Source organism: Alteromonas sp. 14N.309.X.WAT.G.H12 (genome assembly GCF_036697315.1).
Classification (GTDB): domain Bacteria; phylum Pseudomonadota; class Gammaproteobacteria; order Enterobacterales; family Alteromonadaceae; genus Alteromonas.
Genome location: NZ_JBAHZB010000016.1, coordinates 1 through 1,980, shown reverse-complemented (window position 1 = coordinate 1,980; position 1,980 = coordinate 1). Strand labels below are relative to the sequence as shown.

Genomic DNA, 1,980 nt, shown 5'->3' with positions numbered 1-1,980 from the left:
TTCCAATTTCCGGTTATTGATCATCAGTTATCGATATAAGTGATAATCACAATGCCCCTTTAATACGGATTGGTATAACTGGGCCTTTGCTCATCCATATTGGCAAGAATTTTGTGATAGCTGGCAAAGCGGGCTTCGCTGATGTTACCGTCTTCCACTGCTTTTCTGAGCAGGCAGCCGGGATCATTTAAATGCTTACAGTCGCGGAATTTACACCCCCCGAGGTATTCTCTAAATTCGATAAATCCCCAGGTAATGCGCTCTACGGGCATATGCCATAAACTAAATTCCCTCACACCAGGGGAGTCGATAAGATCGCCGCCAGCAGGAAAGTGCAGCAATTTGGCTGCGGTGGTGGTGTGTTGACCTAATCCTGAGCCATCTGAAATATCGCCAACGCTTTCTTCTGCATCGGGCAGGATTTGGTTAATAAGGCTGGATTTTCCCACGCCAGACTGACCCACAAACACACTTACTTTATCATCTAAGCAGGCGGTTAAATCTGCAATGCCTTCCCCATTTTTGCAACTGGTATAAAGCACCGGGTAACCTAAGGATTCGTAAATCTTCAGGGTGTTCTTAACATCATCAAGATCCTCACCACACAGCAACTCGGTCTTGTTCAGTACAATGATGGGGGGAATGCCAATATCTTCGCAGGCTACAAGGTAACGATCGATGATATTTAACGATAAATCCGGTTTAACCGCACTGACCACAATAATCTGATCAATATTGGCAGCAATGGGTTTGACGCCATCATAAAAGTCGGGACGTGTGAGTACCGAACGTCTGTCTTTGACGATTTCGAGAACACCGCCGGCGCCTTTGTCGTCACCGTTGTCAAACAGCACATCATCACCACACACCACAGAATCTATGGTACGGCGAATATGGCAACGGTAAACATGGCCAGATTCATCTTCGACGTCCGCATGTTTGCCAAAACGGCCAACAACGCGCCCAGGAAGCAGTTGTGTTTTATCTACCTGTTGTTTATTGTCACCGTTTTTATGACTTAAACGACGGACACGGTTGGCCGCAACCTGACGTTTTTGCTTGTGGGTGAGTTTTGGTTTTTTTGCCACGATTTCCTGCGTAGTTAACGTATACTTGGTCAATAATACCGTTTGTCTGGCTGTCGTGCCACGGTAAAGACGAGGAATAACAGAATGAGTAAGAAGGATACCAATTTGGTATGGATTGATATGGAAATGACCGGCCTTGATCCCGAAACCTGTAAAGTGCTGGAAATTGCCACCATCGTGACCGACGCCCAGTTAAACGTGCTGGCTGAGGGGCCGGTGATTGCGGTCCATCAAGATGATGCCATTTTAGACGGGATGGACGAATGGTGTACACGGGTTCATGGCGAAAGTGGGTTAACGGCCCGTTGTCGGCAAAGTACCATTACTGAGGCGCAAGCGTCTCAACAGACCATTGATTTCTTAACCCAGTATGTTGATGCCGGTAAATCCCCCTTGTGTGGCAATACCATCGGACAAGATCGACGTTTTATGGTCAAGTACATGCCGGAACTGGAAAATTACTTCCATTACCGAAGTATCGATGTGAGTACCATTAAAGAACTGGTAAAGCGCTGGCAACCGGAGATCCTCGATGGCTTTGAGAAAAAAGGGGTTCACCTTGCGTTAGACGATATTCGTGAGTCCATCGAAGAAATGAAATATTACCGGGAAAAAGTGTTTACTATTTAAGCTAAACTCGGCATATAACGAAAAAAATCAAATAAAGTGTTGCGCATCCCAGTAATTTTTGTAAAATGCGCACCACTTTTGCGAAGACCTCTTTTGTGTGGCAAAACACACAGGGTCGAAAAGTAGCGCAACATTGTCTATTTGCCAAAAGGTTGCAAAAATCTTTGGTAACAATAGCTCAAATTATGCGGGAATAGCTCAGTTGGTAGAGCACAACCTTGCCAAGGTTGGGGTCGCGAGTTCGAATCTCGTTTCCCGCTCC

The 1,980-nt window shown here is 45.9% G+C and carries 2 protein-coding genes and 1 tRNA gene; 2 read left to right on the top strand and 1 reads right to left on the bottom strand.

All coding sequences use genetic code 11. The annotated features are described in order from the left end of the window. Positions 1-59 precede the first annotated feature (59 nt). A complete protein-coding gene (gene rsgA, locus V5298_RS07225) occupies positions 60-1,088 on the bottom strand; it encodes a small ribosomal subunit biogenesis GTPase RsgA (protein WP_332930787.1) in 1,029 nt (342 codons plus the stop codon). Between the two features lie 84 nt (positions 1,089-1,172). Here rsgA and orn point away from each other — a divergent pair, with 84 nt between their 5' ends. Together orn and V5298_RS07215 are read left to right on the top strand one after the other, a co-directional pair. Beyond that, entirely contained in the window at positions 1,173-1,718 is a 546-nt protein-coding gene (orn, locus tag V5298_RS07220) for an oligoribonuclease (protein ID WP_332930786.1), read from the top strand. A 187-nt stretch (positions 1,719-1,905) separates the two neighbouring features. Next, positions 1,906-1,978, top strand: a tRNA-Gly gene (locus V5298_RS07215). Positions 1,979-1,980: the final 2 nt, after the last annotated feature.

Excerpts from the sequence above, each read along its gene's own strand:
- orn (WP_332930786.1), top strand. The coding sequence starts at position 1,173 with ATGAGTAAGAAGGATACCAATTTGGTATGGATTGATATGGAAATGACC.